The 255-nt window shown below is 49.8% G+C and carries 1 rRNA gene; it reads right to left on the reverse strand.

Annotated elements, in window-relative coordinates:
* Positions 1–74: ribosomal RNA gene (gene rrf / locus MRBLPE1_RS26735) — 5S ribosomal RNA — on the reverse strand; the annotation flags it as partial.
* Positions 75–255 lie beyond the last annotated feature (181 nt).

Here is a 255-nt window from a genome sequence, read left to right on the forward strand (position 1 = left end):
CCATTGGCGCTGGAGGGCTTAACGGTCGTGTTCGGTATGGGAACGCGTGGTTCCCCTCCGCCATCGCCACCAAACGGATGACATGACTTAACTTGAAAGAAGGTTTCCGGGGCCCCCGAAAAGTAATTGGTATAAGCTGCAACGCTTATCTTCACTTTTTGGGGACTGGTTACTCTTTCAAAACTGACAACGAGTAAGCGATAAACTGCCAAGTTTATCCGAACCTCATCGGGTCCGGGTATTTCCTTAGAAAGG

The sequence above is a fragment of the Paenibacillus sp. LPE1-1-1.1 genome, assembly GCF_040676435.1.
Classification (GTDB): Bacteria; Bacillota; Bacilli; order Paenibacillales; family Paenibacillaceae; genus Pristimantibacillus.